This window comes from Streptomyces sp. NPDC104761 (assembly GCF_055583445.1).
The window spans coordinates 49,516-62,894 of the sequence record NZ_JBVJNZ010000028.1; the positions used below are offsets into that span (position 1 = coordinate 49,516).

The 13,379-nt window shown below is 72.5% G+C and carries 13 protein-coding genes; 4 read left to right on the top strand and 9 right to left on the bottom strand.

The window, feature by feature from the left end:
* Window positions 1–124: 124 nt before the first annotated feature.
* A complete protein-coding gene (locus ACZ63F_RS41335; protein ID WP_469719053.1) occupies window positions 125–2,095 on the top strand; it encodes a discoidin domain-containing protein in 1,971 nt (656 codons plus the stop codon).
* Between the two features lie 31 nt (window positions 2,096–2,126).
* Window positions 2,127–2,732, top strand: coding sequence for a class I SAM-dependent methyltransferase (locus ACZ63F_RS41340; protein ID WP_469719055.1), 606 nt, complete (start codon window positions 2,127–2,129; stop codon window positions 2,730–2,732).
* Between the two features lie 71 nt (window positions 2,733–2,803).
* On the opposite strand, the gene ACZ63F_RS41345 is transcribed toward ACZ63F_RS41340, so the two are convergent.
* Both ACZ63F_RS41345 and ACZ63F_RS41350 read right to left on the bottom strand, forming a co-directional pair.
* Window positions 2,804–3,118, bottom strand: coding sequence for a hypothetical protein (locus tag ACZ63F_RS41345; protein WP_469719057.1), 315 nt, complete (start codon window positions 3,116–3,118; stop codon window positions 2,804–2,806).
* The gene (locus tag ACZ63F_RS41350) at window positions 3,115–4,830 is read right to left on the bottom strand and encodes an MFS transporter (RefSeq protein WP_469719059.1); all 1,716 of its coding nucleotides are present in this window, start codon (window positions 4,828–4,830) and stop codon (window positions 3,115–3,117) included. Before ACZ63F_RS41350 ends, ACZ63F_RS41345 begins: the two co-directional genes overlap by 4 nt.
* Window positions 4,831–4,896: 66 nt before the next feature.
* On the opposite strand from ACZ63F_RS41350, the gene ACZ63F_RS41355 reads away from it, so the two are divergent.
* Window positions 4,897–5,385 (top strand): MarR family winged helix-turn-helix transcriptional regulator, encoded by a 489-nt coding sequence (locus tag ACZ63F_RS41355; protein WP_352367222.1) that lies wholly within the window; start codon window positions 4,897–4,899, stop codon window positions 5,383–5,385.
* Window positions 5,386–5,451: 66 nt separating this feature from the next.
* On the opposite strand, the gene ACZ63F_RS41360 is transcribed toward ACZ63F_RS41355, so the two are convergent.
* From ACZ63F_RS41360 to ACZ63F_RS41390, 7 genes are read right to left on the bottom strand one after another with little or no spacing between them, the layout of a single operon-like run.
* A complete protein-coding gene (locus tag ACZ63F_RS41360) occupies window positions 5,452–6,588 on the bottom strand; it encodes an alpha/beta hydrolase family protein (RefSeq protein WP_469719061.1) in 1,137 nt (378 codons plus the stop codon).
* Window positions 6,581–8,128 carry a class I adenylate-forming enzyme family protein gene (locus ACZ63F_RS41365; RefSeq protein ID WP_469719062.1) on the bottom strand — a complete coding sequence of 516 codons (1,548 nt, stop codon included), beginning with the start codon at window positions 8,126–8,128 and terminating at the stop codon, window positions 6,581–6,583. Before ACZ63F_RS41365 ends, ACZ63F_RS41360 begins: the two co-directional genes overlap by 8 nt.
* On the bottom strand, window positions 8,125–9,078 hold the full coding sequence (locus ACZ63F_RS41370; RefSeq protein WP_469719064.1) for an aromatase/cyclase: 954 nt from the start codon (window positions 9,076–9,078) through the stop codon (window positions 8,125–8,127). The genes ACZ63F_RS41365 and ACZ63F_RS41370 overlap by 4 nt, the downstream gene beginning before the upstream one ends.
* On the bottom strand, window positions 9,075–9,332 hold the full coding sequence (locus ACZ63F_RS41375) for an acyl carrier protein (protein WP_352367218.1): 258 nt from the start codon (window positions 9,330–9,332) through the stop codon (window positions 9,075–9,077). Before ACZ63F_RS41375 ends, ACZ63F_RS41370 begins: the two co-directional genes overlap by 4 nt.
* Before the next feature lie 10 nt (window positions 9,333–9,342).
* Window positions 9,343–10,584, bottom strand: coding sequence for a ketosynthase chain-length factor (locus ACZ63F_RS41380; protein ID WP_469719066.1), 1,242 nt, complete (start codon window positions 10,582–10,584; stop codon window positions 9,343–9,345).
* Entirely contained in the window at window positions 10,581–11,852 is a 1,272-nt protein-coding gene (locus ACZ63F_RS41385; protein ID WP_390641445.1) for a beta-ketoacyl-[acyl-carrier-protein] synthase family protein, read from the bottom strand. The genes ACZ63F_RS41380 and ACZ63F_RS41385 overlap by 4 nt, the downstream gene beginning before the upstream one ends.
* A gap of 14 nt (window positions 11,853–11,866) precedes the next feature.
* Window positions 11,867–12,310: a nuclear transport factor 2 family protein gene (locus ACZ63F_RS41390; RefSeq protein ID WP_457702124.1), complete on the bottom strand. Its 444-nt coding sequence runs from the start codon at window positions 12,308–12,310 to the stop codon at window positions 11,867–11,869.
* Between the two features lie 129 nt (window positions 12,311–12,439).
* Here ACZ63F_RS41390 and fabG point away from each other — a divergent pair, with 129 nt between their 5' ends.
* Entirely contained in the window at window positions 12,440–13,240 is an 801-nt protein-coding gene (gene fabG / locus ACZ63F_RS41395) for a 3-oxoacyl-ACP reductase FabG (protein ID WP_469719068.1), read from the top strand.
* Window positions 13,241–13,379: the final 139 nt, after the last annotated feature.

Genomic DNA, 13,379 nt, shown 5'->3' on the forward strand with positions numbered 1-13,379 from the left:
TCGCTCTCGTCTCTGTCCCCTGTCTACCCCCCCCCCCCCCCCCCCCCCTCTCCCCCCCCCCCCCCCCCCCCCCCCCGCCACCGTCCACCGAAGGCCACTCGACCACTCGACCAGAGGAATCCAGATGGGTGTCACACGCAGAGTCTTCTTGAGGGCCGCGGTCGCGGCCGGTGCGGTGGGAACCGTGGGTGCCACCGGGACCGTGCTCGCCCCCGCCGCGGCGGCGGCCAGTGCGCCGGGCGACGTGGTCGGCAAGATCACCGTCGGCTACCAGGGCTGGTTCGCCTGCGCCGGCGATGGCGCGCCCATCAACGGCTGGTGGCACTGGAGCCAGGACTGGGGCCAGGCGCCGTCCCCGGCCAACACCAACATCAAGTGCTGGCCCGACGTGCGTGACTACACCAGCACGTACCAGACGTCGTACGCCGCCCTCGGCAACGGCCGGCCCGCCAGGCTGTTCTCCTCGTACGACCAGCAGACGGTCGACACCCACTTCCTGTGGATGCAGCAGAACGGCATCGACACCGCCGCCCTGCAGCGCTTCAACCCCACCGGCGGCGAGGGCCCCACCCGCGACGCCATGGCGACCAAGGTGCGCAGCGCGGCGGAGGCGTACGGGCGGAAGTTCTACATCATGTACGACGTCTCCAACTGGACGAACATGCAGTCCGAGATCAAGACGGACTGGACGAACAAGATGGCCGCCCACACCGCGAGTTCCGCCTACGCGAAGCAGAACGGCAAGCCGGTGGTGTGCATCTGGGGCTTCGGCTTCAACGACCCCAACCACCCCTTCACCGCCGACGCCTGCCTGGACGTCGTCAACTGGTTCAAGGGCCAGGGCTGTTACGTCATCGGCGGCGTCCCGCGCGAGTGGCGGACGGGCACCGGCGGCTCACGGGCCGGATTCCTGGGCGTCTACCACGCCTTCGACATGATCTCGCCGTGGATGGTCGGCGCCATCGGGAACATCAGCGAGGCCGACAACGCGTACACCACGTACACGGTCCCCGACCAGGCCGACTGCAACGCCAACGGCATCGACTTCCAGCCCTGCGTGCTGCCCGGTGACGTCTCCGCCCGCCAGCGCGTGCACGGCGACTTCATGTGGCGGCAGTTCTACAACATGGTGCGGGCCGGGGTGCAGGGCATCTACATCTCGATGTTCGACGAGTACAACGAGGGCAACCAGATCGCCAAGACCGCCGAGACCCAGGCATGGGTGCCCACCGACTCCGGATTCCTCGCCCTCGACGAGGACGGTACCGCCTGCTCCGCCGACTACTACCTGCGCCTGACCGGCGACGGCGGCCGCATGCTCAAGGGCCAGATCGCGCTGACCGCCACCCGCCCCACCCAGCCGGTCCTCACCACCGGCGACACCACCGCGCCGGCCGCGCCGGGCGGCCTGACGGTCACCGGGCACACCGGCAGCTCCGTCTCACTGGCCTGGAACGCGTCGACCGACAACGTCGGCGTGACCGGTTACCGCATCCTCCGCGTGTCCGGCTCGAGCAGCACCCAGGTCGGCACCACCGGCGCCACCTCGTTCACCGTCACCGGACTCGCCGCGTCCACCGCCTACACCTTCGACGTCGTCGCCCTCGACGCGGCGGGAAACGTGTCGCAGCCCTCCGACCAGGTCACCGTCACCACCGACCCCCCGTCCGGCACCACCGACCTCGCCCTGCACCGCCCCACCTCGGAGAGCAGCCACACCCAGGTCTACGGCTCGTCCAACGCGACCGACGGCGACACCAGCACCTACTGGGAGTCCGCCAACAACGCCTTCCCGCAGTGGGTGCAGGTCGATCTGGGCGCCGGCACCGGGGTCAAGCGGATCGTCCTCGCCCTTCCCCCGTCGGCCGCCTGGGCCACCCGCACCCAGACCCTCTCCGTCCAGGGCAGCACGGACGGCGGCACCTTCACCCAGCTGCTCGCCTCGGCGGGCTACACCTTCGACCCGGCGACCGGGAACACCGCGACCCTCACCCTCCCCGCCACCGTCACCACCCGCTACGTGCGGCTCACCTTCACCGCCAACAACGGCTGGCCGGCCGGGCAGGTCTCGGAGTTCCAGGTCTTCGGCGCCTGACGCCCGGCTGCCTCGGCCTATAGTTCCTCGCATGAGTCGCTGGGACGAACTGACCGGGGGCAGGTCCGGGCAGGACTACGCCGCACGGTTCGCCGCGCTGGCCCGCAGCGGCGAGGACGTGCACGGTGAGGCGCGGTTCTGCACGACGCTGGTGCCCGCCGGAGCGCGCGTGCTGGACGCCGGGTGCGGCACCGGACGGGTCATGATCCGGCTCGCGGAGCTCGGGTACGACTGCGTCGGCGTGGATCTCGACGCGTCCATGCTCGCGGTGGCACGGGAACAGGCGCCTCACCTGCCCTGGTTCCAGGCCGACCTGGCCGGTTTCGAGCCCCGCGGGCTCGGCATCGCGGCGGACTTCGACCTCGTGGTCGCCGCGGGCAACATCTTCCCGTTGCTCGCCGCCGGCACCGAGGCCGCCGTAACCGCACGCCTGGCCGCGGTCCTGCGCCCCGGCGGCCTGCTGGTCGCCGGGTTCGGCCTGGACGCGGCCCACCTGCCCGTGCCGCCTGGCATCACCCTGCCCGAGTACGACGGCCACTGCGCCGCGGCCGGCCTCACCCTCGTCGGCCGCTTCGCCACCTGGGACGCCGATCCCTATGCCGGCGGCGGGTACGCCGTCAGCGTCCACCGCCGCTGAACCCCGGGCACGGCGGCGGCCCCGGATCCGGTGGGGGAAGGGCCGGATCCGGGGACCTGGTGCGATGGTGGTCAGGCGATCTGCCGCAACCGCGGGACGATCACGTCGCGGACGTGGTCCTGAACGGTCTGCATGGGGACGCGCTGTGCCTCGAGGACCACGGTGCCGTGCGGAGCGGCGTGCCGGCGCACGGGAGGACGGGACTCCCACTCGACGCCGCTGCCGACCAGGACGGCGATGAACCGGCCCGTGTCCAGCAGGGAGAGGGCCTCCGCGTCACGGGTCACGCCGACCGCGGTGAAGCCGTTGGCCTCGATGATGTCGGTGGAGGCGTCGACCAGGTGCCGCTCGCGGCCGAGGACCAGGACGTTCTTCTCGTTGCTCATGCCGTCACCTCGGTGGGTTCGGTGCTCACGGCGGTCGCGTCGGCGGGCCGCGAGTGCTTGGGCAGGGTCAGGAAGCCGGCGGCGGCGATCACCAGGATGCCGGCGTCCAGCAGCAGGACGGTCCGGAAGCCGGACGAGTAGCTGACCGAGTCGGCACGGGCGACGGCCCGGCCGAACGCGGCGGCGGTCTTCGGGTCGCTCTTCAGGCAGCTGGTCGGGACCTTGCTCGGGTCGACCGAGTCGGCGCGCTGCCGCACGCAGGTGCGGAAGTCGTCGAGGAGCCGGCCCTGGGAGGTGACGCCGGCGTCGCTGAGGGCGGACTTCAGCACGGGGGTGGCCTCGTCGGTGGCGTGGCCGGCCGCGTTGCCGACCTGGGCGAAGAAGACCACGCCCGTCAGGGCGACACCGAGGGCCATGCCGAGCTGCTGGACGGTGTTCAGCAGGCCGGAAGCGTTGCCCGCCTGCTCGCCGGGGACCTGGCCGAGCAGCAGATCCAGGGTCGGCGCGACGATCAGGCCGAAGCCGATGCCGGAGACGATGTGCACCGGGATGATCTGCCAGGACGCCAGACTGTGGCCGTAGCGGGCGACCAGGACGGCGAAGGCGATGAAGCCGATCGCGTTGACGATGCCGCCGGCCACCAGCACGTTGCGGCCGAACTTGGGGACCAGCTTGTCGGGGGCGTTGCCGGCGCCGATGCCGACACCGATGGCGAAGGTGGCGGCGGTCAGGCCTGCGTGCATCGGGGTCCAGCCGAGGCCCTGCTGCAGGAAGAGCGTCCAGACGAAGAAGAATCCGCCCACCGCGATCCAGAACAGGAACCACACCGCCATGCCGACCGAGAACGACCGGGAGCGGAACACGCCGAACTCGACCAGCGCGGAGCCGACCTTGGCGAAGCGGCGCCGCTCGTAGGCGAGGAAGACCGCGAGCAGCACCAGGGCACCGGCGAGCATGCCGTAGGTCCAGGCGGGCCAGCCCAGGCGGCGGCCCTCGGTGAGCGGGTAGACCAGCAGCACCACGGCGGCGAGCGCCAGTGGCATGCCGAGCAGGTCGAGTTTGGGGCGCTGCGGGGCGCGGGACTCGCGGATCACGAGGGCGCCGGCGATCAGCGCGGCGATCCCGACCGGGACGTTGACCAGGAAGATCGGCCGCCACTCCCAGCCGAAGAGGTTCCACTGCACGAGCAGGCCGCCGAGGGCGAGGCCGAAGACCGCGGAGGAGCCGGTGACCGCGCCGAAGACGGCGACCGCCTTGCCGCGCTCGGCCGGTGGGAAGACCACGTGCAGGATCGCCAGGATCTGCGTGACCATCAGGCCTGCCGCGGCGCCCTGGAGGAACCGGGAGATGATCAGCATCTCGGGGTTGACCGCGACGCCGCACAGCAGTGAGGCGACGGTGAACCCGGCCATGCCGATCAGGAAGACGCGCTTGCGTCCGAAGATGTCGCCGAGCCGCCCGCTGAGGATCAGCAGCGCGGCGAAGGAGAGCACGTACGCCGCGATCACCCACTCGATCTGGGCGTAGTCGGCGTGCAGGTCGCGCTGGATGCTCGGGACGGTGACGTTCACGACCGTGGTGTCGACCAGGTCCATGAATCCTGCGATCAGGACGACCGCGAAGGCCAGCCGGCGCTTCGGGTCGGGTGCGGCGCCACCCGGGGATTCCTGCGGCGGGGCGCCGGGCGTGGTTGCGGAGATGTCTTGAGTCACGGAGCCAGTATGCACTTCTGGTGACTATCCCTCAAGGTGATAATTCCGTGGGGGTATCATGATGCCGTGAGTACTCAACTGCTGTTCGACCACCCCGCCTGCGTGATGACCCACCTCAGCGCCCACGTGCAGGAGCAGCTCGTCGACGTGCTCGCACCGCTGGGCATCCACCCCCGCCAGTTCGGCCTGCTCAACCTGCTGACCGAGGAGGACGGCCGCAGCCAGCACCAGCTCGCCGGACCGCTGAACGTGCACCGCAACGTGATGGTCGGCCTGGTCGACGAGCTGGAGCGGCGCGGACTGGTGGAGCGCCGCCGCCACCCCACCGACCGCCGGGCGCACGCCGTCCACCTGCTCCCGGCCGGCCGCAGCCTGCACGCCGAGGCCGAGGCCCTGGTCAGCGGCTTCGAGGACCGGCTGCTCGGCGGGCTGGAGCCGGACGAGGCGCAGACCTTCGTCACCCTGCTCAAGCGGGTCTTCGTGCACGCCGGACTCGACCACGACCTGCACCCCGGACTGCTCACGTCCGGTGCGGCCCTCTCCGAGCGCCGCTGACGCCGGCGGATCCCGCACGCGAAGGGGCCTGCCCGGCCGGTCGCCGGGCAGGCCCATGTTCCCCCGTCAGGCGCGGCCGGCCAGCCGGTCCGCGACCAGGTCGGCGGTGCGCAGGGTGTAGGAGTTGATCAGGTTGAGGCTGGTGTGCGCCTCCCTGGGATGTACCTCGAGCGTGTGCCGGCCCGACCACGCCCGGTCGAGGTCGTACAGCCCCTCGACCGGGAAGATGTCGTCCAGCGCACCGGACACGCTCAGCACCTCGGTGGCCGGCGCCGGGCCGGGCTCGATCGCCAGCTCGTCGAAGCGCGGCTGCAGGTCCTCGCCCGGCCCGGCGTCGAAGGCGAACCGGAAGTTGTCCTTCAGCCGCCGCGGCAGGCCGTCGAACTTGGCGATCGCGGGGCCACCGCCGAAATTGACGACGCACCGGAAGTGCTCGCCGAGTTCCCGGGCCACCCGCAGCGCCAGGTAGCCGCCGAAGCTGATACCGGCGAAGGCCAGCCGGTCGGCGGCGATCCCCGGTTCGGTGCGCAGCCTCTCCAGCAGTTCGGCGACCACCCGCTCCATCTCGACCAGCACCGGGGTACGGCCCAGCCGTGACCCCTGGCCCGGTCCCTCGAAGAGCACGGCGGCGATGCCGCGCTCCAGGTAGGCCTCGGCCAGCGCCACCACCTCGACCTCGGTGGCCGAGTCCAGGCCGTTGGAGAGCACCACCGCGGGCAGCGGCTCGCCCGACGCGCGCATCGTCCCGGTGCGCAGCACCCAGTAGCCCGCGCCGGTGCCGGGCAGCGACCCCTCGGTGACCTCGAGGTCGGTGCCCGCCAGACTGCCCAGGAAGCAGTCCCGGATGCGCTGCCGCAACCGCTGCTTGACGGCCCGGTCGTCGAAGTACTGGAACTCCGCCCAGTGGTAGGCCGCGGCGGCGCCCCGCAGTGCGCGGCCGCGCCCGGCCGTCGTGCCGGACCCCTCGGCGAGGGCGGTGTAGTCCTCGGCGAGGGCGGTCCAGCGCTCGCGCCAGAGGTTCCAGAACCCGGCGGAGGCCAGGTCCAGGTCGTCGGCCGGGAAGCCGTCCAGGGCCGCCGCGATGTCGCCCCAGTGCACCTGCGGAGCGTAGCGCGCGTTCAGGAACATCAGCCGCGGGAACAGGTAGCCGAGCGCCCGGTACACGTGCTCGGGCACCCGCAGCCGCTCCGTGGTCTCAGTCATCGCAGCCGCCCTTCAGCAGCACCACCCGGGCCGGGTCGACGCGGGCGGCCACCTCGCCGCGCATGATCTTGCCGTTGGCGCTGCGGGCGAACGGCTCGGGGGTGGCCCAGATCCGGTCCGGCCACTTCTCCGGGGCCAGCGAGCCGCGCAGTTCGGCGGCGACGAGTTCGCGCAGCTCCGCGGCGCCGTGCAGGCCGATCGGACCGCACAGGCAGGCGACCGGCAGCTCGTGCGGGCCGTTCGGGTTCGGCAGGCCCGCCAGCACCACCTCGTCCGCTCCCGGGGTGCCGGCCAGCACCGCCTCGACCTCCTCGGGATAGATGCGGTGGCCGTTCTCGCTGAGCAGCACCCCGGCCAGCCGGCCCTTGAGCACCAGGTCGCCGTCGGGGCTCCACTCGGCGAGGTCACCGGTGCGCAGCCACTCGCCGACCGGCTCGACCACACCGGTGGCGACGTCCACGTAGCCCTCCATCACCGGTTCACCGCGGACCAGGATCTCGCCGACGCCGTCCGGGTGGCCGGCCACCGGCTCCAGGCGCACCTCCAGGGAGTCGTCGGGCCGGCCGATGCAGTAGACGTGCTTGAGGTGGCGCGCCTCGGCGTGACCCTGCTCGCCGAGGAAGCAGAACGGACCGTAGGTCTCGGTCAGTCCGTAGCCCTGGATCCAGTCGCAGCGCGCCAGCTCGCGGCCCTGTTCGAGCACCGTCCGGGGAACGGCGGCCCCGCCGTAGGAGACCACCCGCAGGCTGGACAGATCGTCCCCGCCCGAGCCCGCCGCGGACACGAACTGCTTGAGCGCCACCGGGCGCAGCGCCAGGTGCGTGGCCCGGTGGCGGGCCACCTGGGCCGGCCACCGGCCGGGGTCCGGGCTCTCCGGGAAGACCACGGTGGCGTCGTGCAGCAGCGCACCGAAGGAGTTGATGACACCGGTGGTGTTGTTCATCAGACCGGTCATGAAGATCCGGGCGGTCGGGCCGTACCCCATGGTGCGGGTGACCCAGCCGATCCGGGCACAGATGTGCGCCTCGCCGATGCTGATCGCCTTCGGTTTGCCGGTGGTACCACTGGTGAACAGCACCAGGAAGTGTTCCACCGGCTCGGGGTGGAGCACCTCCGCCTCCGCCTCGGGCGCCTCGGCGGCCGGGAACGGCAGCTCCACCACCGTGGCGCAGTGCTCGCGCAGCACGTCCAGGCCTGCCCGGTCCCGTTTGAAGTGCACCACCGCGTCGGGCCCGGCGGCGTCCGCGATCGACAGCCACTCGGAGAGCGCCGCCGCCTGCAGTCCGTACGGCATCAGCAGGTGCAGACCCAGCGAGCTGGCCGCGGCGAGGAAGAACACCGCCTCCGGCCCGTGGTCGAGCAGCGCCAGCACCCGCCGGCCCGGGCCCAGGCCGCGTTCGAGGAGCTCGGCCTGGGCCCGGGCCACCTCGTTGCGGACCTGGCGCCGGGTCAGCGAGCGGTCGCCCGCGACCATGCACACCCGGTCGGCATCGGTGCCCGGCGAGAGGGCGAGGCCGGCCAGTTTCCGCGTGGGGTTCATGGGCGCCGCACCACCGATGCCGCGTAGGCGCAGGCCGCCTCCATGGTGGCCCGGCTGTTGGCGCCCAGCGTGTCGCGGACGTGCGCGCACGCCTGCTCGAAGGTGGTGCCCGCGCCGAGCATGCCGGGCACCGCGGCCGGGTCGACCGCCACGGTGTGGTGCGAGACGATCGCGGTGCCGCCGCCCGACCTCTCGAACTCCCACAGACCGCTGTGCCCGGACAGCAGGGCGGGCAGCACGGTCTGCTTGTAGGAGATCCGCTCGCCGGGCACGCACAGCCGGACCGAGGCGGTGGTGTGGCTGCGGCCGTCGGGGGTGAGGGTGTCCATCGCCATCACCTGCACGCCCGCCGGGTCCTCGGTGAGGTCGACCCGGCCGACGTGCGGCAGCCGCTCGGGCCACAGGTCGCAGCGGTGCACGAAGTCGTACACGTCGGCCGGGTCCGCGCCGGGCGCCACCACCCGGTCGTGGAACGAGAAGACCAACTGCTCCAAGGGGTACGGGCGTTCGGCGAAGTCGCCGAGCGCGGCCAGCTCCTCGACGCTGTTGCGGTCCACCGCTCGGGCGATCCATTCCAGTGCCTGGGGGTCGTCGTCCACGGCGGTGAAGGCGTGGGTCAGCACGATCCGGGTGCGGCCGTCGCCGGCCGGGTGGAAGGACCACTCGCCGGACATCGCGGCGACCGGCGCGGTGGACCGGTCCTGGCGGAAGGAGATCCGCAGGGCCCGGGGGTCCAGGGAGCGGCGGGAGGTCCAGGTCGCCATCGTCCCGTTGGTCCGCGCCCACAGCTCGATCCGCTCGTCGGCGCCGTCCCGCTCGATCTGCCTGGCCCGTACGCACGGACCCAGCAGCACCGGCCAGCGGCTGACGTCCGCGACCAGCGCGTACAGCCGGTCGGCGGAAGCGTGGACCTCCCTGCTGTGCTCCGTCTCTCGGGTGCGGGGGCTCATGCGGCCGTGGCCTCCTTCGCGGCGCGGACCAGTTCGGCCAGCTCACGAGGCGTGCGGGCCTTGAAGAGCAGCTCGTCCGGTATCAGCACGCCGAACTCGCTCTCGATCGCGGTGGCGGTCTCCATCAGGGCCAGCGACTCGTAGCCGAGCGCGTCGAAGGAGGTGTCGGCGAAGTCGGCGTCGGAGACCCCGGATTCGGAGGCGCCGGCGCTGGCGACGATGACACGGCGGATCTCGTCCACGGTGATGTTCACAACTGTCTCCTCAGGAAAGGTCGTTGGCGGCGTCGGAGTCCCAGGCGCGGACGACGACGGCCGAGTTGAAGCCCCGCAGGCCGCGGGCGACCACGAGCACGGTGCGCACGGCCGCCTCCCGGGCCCGGTCGCGGACCAGGTCGATGCCGTACTCGGCGGGCACCTCGCGGGTGCCGGGGGTGGGCGGGATCACGCCGTCGCGGATCGCCAGCAGCGCGACGGCGGTGTCCAGCGAGCCGCCGCCCGCGTAGGTGCGGCCGGACCCGGCCTTCGGCGCGGTCACCGGCACCGCGCCCGGCCCGAACACCTCGCGCAGTGCGGCCGCCTCCGCCCGGTCCAGGCCCGGCACCCCGACCGCGTCGGCGAGGACCAGGTCGACCTGGCCGGCCGTCACCCCGGCGTCGGCGAGCGCCGCCTCCACGGTGCGGCGCAGCGCCGGGGGACGGCCGGAGCCCGGCGCGGGGTCGAAGCCGCTGGCGTAGCCGGCGATCTCGCCGAGGATGTCCGGGGCACCGCGGCGCAGCGCCGCCTCGGCCTCCTCCAGCACCAGCAGCGCGCCGCCCTCGCCGGGGACGTAGCCGTCGGCGTCCCGGTCGAAGGGCAGGTACGCGCGGCCCGGATCGGTGCTGGTGGAGAGCCGGTCGCCGGCGATCTGCGCGGCCCATCCCCAGGGGTCGAGCGCGGAGTCGACCCCGCCCGCGACCACCAGCGGGGTACCGCGGCGTACGGTCCGCCGGGCGTGGCCGATCGCGTCCAGGCCGCCGGCCTGCTCGGTGACCAGCGCGCTGGAGGGGCCGCGCATGCCGTGCCGGATGGAGATCTGGCCGGTGTTCACCGCGTAGAACCAGGCGAAGGACTCGTAGACGCTCACCGTCTGAGGGCCTCGGGTCCACAGTTTGTGGAACTCCCGGTGGGTGAACTCGAAGCCGCCGAGGGCGTTGGCGGTGACCACGCCCATGTCGTAGTCCACCAGGCTGGCCGGGTCGACCTTGGCGTCCTCCAGCGCCCAGCCGGCCGCGACCAGCGCGTACCGGGTGGAGACGTCCGTCTGCGGGAGCAGCCGGTCCGGCAGGTGGTCGGCCACGTCGAACCCGCGGATCTCGCCGGCCAGCTTGGCCGGGTACTTCGTCACGTCGAACCGGGTGAGCTCGCCGAGGCCGTGCCGGCCCTCCCGGGTGGCGGCCCAGAAGTCCTGGGTGCCCAGCCCGTTGGCGGCGAGCGCGCCGATCCCGGTGACTACGGTCCTGGTCATTCCTTCTCCCCGGTCGGGCGCCGCAGCACCATCGCGGTCTGGAAGCCGCCGAAGCCGCTGCCGACCGTGAGCACGGTCCGCACGTCCAGTTCGCGCGCGGTCAGCGGCACGTAGTCGAGGTCGCACTCGGGGTCGGCCTCGTGCAGGTTGGCGGTGGGCGGCACCACGCCGTTCTTGATGGCGAGCGCGCAGGCGGCGATCTCCACCGAGCCGATGGCGCCCAGCGAGTGACCGACCATCGACTTGATCGAGCTGACCGGCGTGCGGTAGGCGTGGTCGCCGAGGGCGCGTTTGACCGCGGCGGTCTCGTGCCGGTCGTTCTGCTTGGTGCCCGAGCCGTGGGCGTTGATGTAGTCCACGTCGGTCGGGTTGACGCGCGCCTGGTCCAGGGCGACCCGGATCGCCTCGGCCATCTCCCGGCCGTCCGGCTTGAGTCCGGTCATGTGGTACGCGTTGCAGCGGGTGCCGTAGCCGCTGACCTCGGCGTAGACCGGGGCGCCACGGCGGCGCGCGGACTCCAGGGTCTCCAGGACGAACATCGCGGCGCCCTCGGCGAGCACGAAGCCGGTGCGGGAGCGGTCGAACGGGCGGGAGGCGGTCTCCGGCTCGTCGTTCCGTGCGGTGGTCGCCTTGATCGCGTCGAAGCAGGCCACCACGATCGGTGTGATCGGGGTGTCGGTGGCCCCCGCCACGATGACGTCGGCCGACCCCTCCTGGATCAGCTGCAGGGCATGTCCGACCGCGTCCAGGCCGGAGGTGCAGCCGTTGGAGACCAGCGACACCGGCCCCTCCGCGCCGACCTTCCACGCCACCTCGGCCGGCATCACGCTCGGCGCCAGGTAGTCGAACATGTGCGGCGACAGCCACTCCTCGCTGTCCACCAGCCAGTCGCGGCCGGAGTCGGACAGCACCAGGTACTCGCGCTCCAGGCTGGTCGCCGCGGCCACCGCGCTGCCCAGGGTGACCCCGATCCGCGCCGGGTCGACGCCCGCGAAGTCCAGGCCGCTGTCGCGCACGGCCTCCTGGGCGCAGACCACGGCGAACTGGGTGGCCCGGTCCATGCGGCGGATCTCCCGCTGGCTCAGCCCCTCCCACACCGGCTCGAAGTCCGCCTCGCCGGCGATCTGCGACCGGTACGACGACGGGTCGAAGAAACTGATCCGCCGGGTCGCGGTACGGCCCGCGGTGAGCAGGTCCCAGAACTCCTTGGTGCCCCGGCCGCCCGGGGCGCGCACGCCGATGCCGGTGATGACCACTCGTCGGCTCATCACAACCACCTCTCTCAGAAACCGTCGTGGTCGACGAGCCGCTCCTGGTTGCGCAGCCGCCCGTCCTCGCGGACCAGGACGTCGCGCACCACGCAACTGCGGACCAGCTCCGGACCGTCGCCCGGCCGGGTGGTCAGCACCAGCGCGTAGCAGGTACTGCGGAGCCTGCCGTCGCTCAGTCGCTCGACGTCGACCATCGTGAACATGTGGCGCCGCTGCTGCGGATCGACGGTGAACCGCTCGCGCACCTGGTAAAGGTCGGACAGGATGCCGGCCCGGGTGCGCGCCGGCTCCCGGCCGGGCGTGTGGCCGAACACCGCGTCCTCGGTGAAGGTGGCGGCGTACTCCTCCACCTTGCCCGCGTCCAGCGCCTGCATCTGGCGCGCGTAGTACTGAAGAACCTCTGCGTACAACTCGGCGCTGACGCCGGTCGACTCCATCTCCTCGGACTCCTTCACGCGGCCGTTGATTGCGCTCAGTCTTCAATCGCGTCCAAGAGCCCCGGTCGAGACGGGCTCGACGCCCGCGCCGCGGGGCTGGAGCGGGGCTCGACCGGGGCGCGAGCCGCCGCGGCGACGGTGGTGTGCATGAACGCATCCACTTCCACCGACAGCGAGCGGCCGGTCGCGCTGGTCACCGGCGCCACCAGCGGCATCGGCCACGAGATCGCCCGTACGCTGGCCCGCCAGGGCCACGCCGTCTACCTGTGCGCCCGGACCGCCAAGACCCTCGAGGACACCCTCACCGAGCTGCGCGCCGAGGGCCTGGACGTCGACGGCAGCACCTGTGACGTCACCTCGCCCGAGCAGGTGCGGGCGCTGGTCGACGCCACCGTCGAGCGTTACGGGCGGCTCGACGTACTGGTCAACAACGCCGGCCGGCCCGGCGGCGGCGCCACCGCCGAGGTCCCCGACGACCTGTGGTTCGACGTGATCAACACCAACCTGAACAGCGTCTTCCTGGTCACCAAGGCGGCGCTGACCCACGGCGGCATGCTGGAGCGCGGCACCGGACGGATCGTCAACATCGCCTCCACCGGCGGCAAGCAGGGCGTGGTGCACGCCGCGCCCTACACCGCCTCCAAGCACGGCGTGGTCGGCTTCTCCAAGTCCCTGGGCCTGGAGCTGGCCAGGACCGGCATCACCGTCAACGCGGTCTGCCCGGGATTCGTGGAGACCCCGATGGCCGAGCGGGTGCGTGAGCACTACGCCGGGATCTGGGGCGTGGACGAGCGGGAGGCGCACAGCAGGATCACCACCCGGGTGCCGCTCGGCCGCTACGTGGAGCCGAGCGAGGTGGCCGCGATGGTCTCCTACCTGGTCTCCCCGGGGGCGGCGGCGGTCACCGCCCAGGCGCTGAACGTCTGCGGCGGCCTGGGCAACTACTGATCCGCACTGATCCGCACTGATCCCCACCGATCCTCACTGCTCGCCACCGAACGCCACGACGTCAGGGGGGGGGGGGGGGGGGGGGGGGGGGGGGGGGGGGGGGGTGGGGGGGGGGGGGGGGTGGGGGGGGGGGGGGAGG

Excerpts from the sequence above, each read along its gene's own strand:
- ACZ63F_RS41380 (WP_469719066.1), bottom strand. The coding sequence starts at position 10,584 with ATGACCAGGACCGTAGTCACCGGGATCGGCGCGCTCGCCGCCAACGGG.
- ACZ63F_RS41340 (WP_469719055.1), top strand. The coding sequence starts at position 2,127 with ATGAGTCGCTGGGACGAACTGACCGGGGGCAGGTCCGGGCAGGACTAC.
- ACZ63F_RS41385 (WP_390641445.1), bottom strand. The coding sequence starts at position 11,852 with ATGAGCCGACGAGTGGTCATCACCGGCATCGGCGTGCGCGCCCCGGGC.
- fabG (WP_469719068.1), top strand. The coding sequence starts at position 12,440 with ATGAACGCATCCACTTCCACCGACAGCGAGCGGCCGGTCGCGCTGGTC.
- ACZ63F_RS41335 (WP_469719053.1), top strand. The coding sequence starts at position 125 with ATGGGTGTCACACGCAGAGTCTTCTTGAGGGCCGCGGTCGCGGCCGGT.
- ACZ63F_RS41370 (WP_469719064.1), bottom strand. The coding sequence starts at position 9,078 with ATGAGCCCCCGCACCCGAGAGACGGAGCACAGCAGGGAGGTCCACGCT.
- ACZ63F_RS41365 (WP_469719062.1), bottom strand. The coding sequence starts at position 8,128 with ATGAACCCCACGCGGAAACTGGCCGGCCTCGCCCTCTCGCCGGGCACC.
- ACZ63F_RS41345 (WP_469719057.1), bottom strand. The coding sequence starts at position 3,118 with ATGAGCAACGAGAAGAACGTCCTGGTCCTCGGCCGCGAGCGGCACCTG.
- ACZ63F_RS41360 (WP_469719061.1), bottom strand. The coding sequence starts at position 6,588 with ATGACTGAGACCACGGAGCGGCTGCGGGTGCCCGAGCACGTGTACCGG.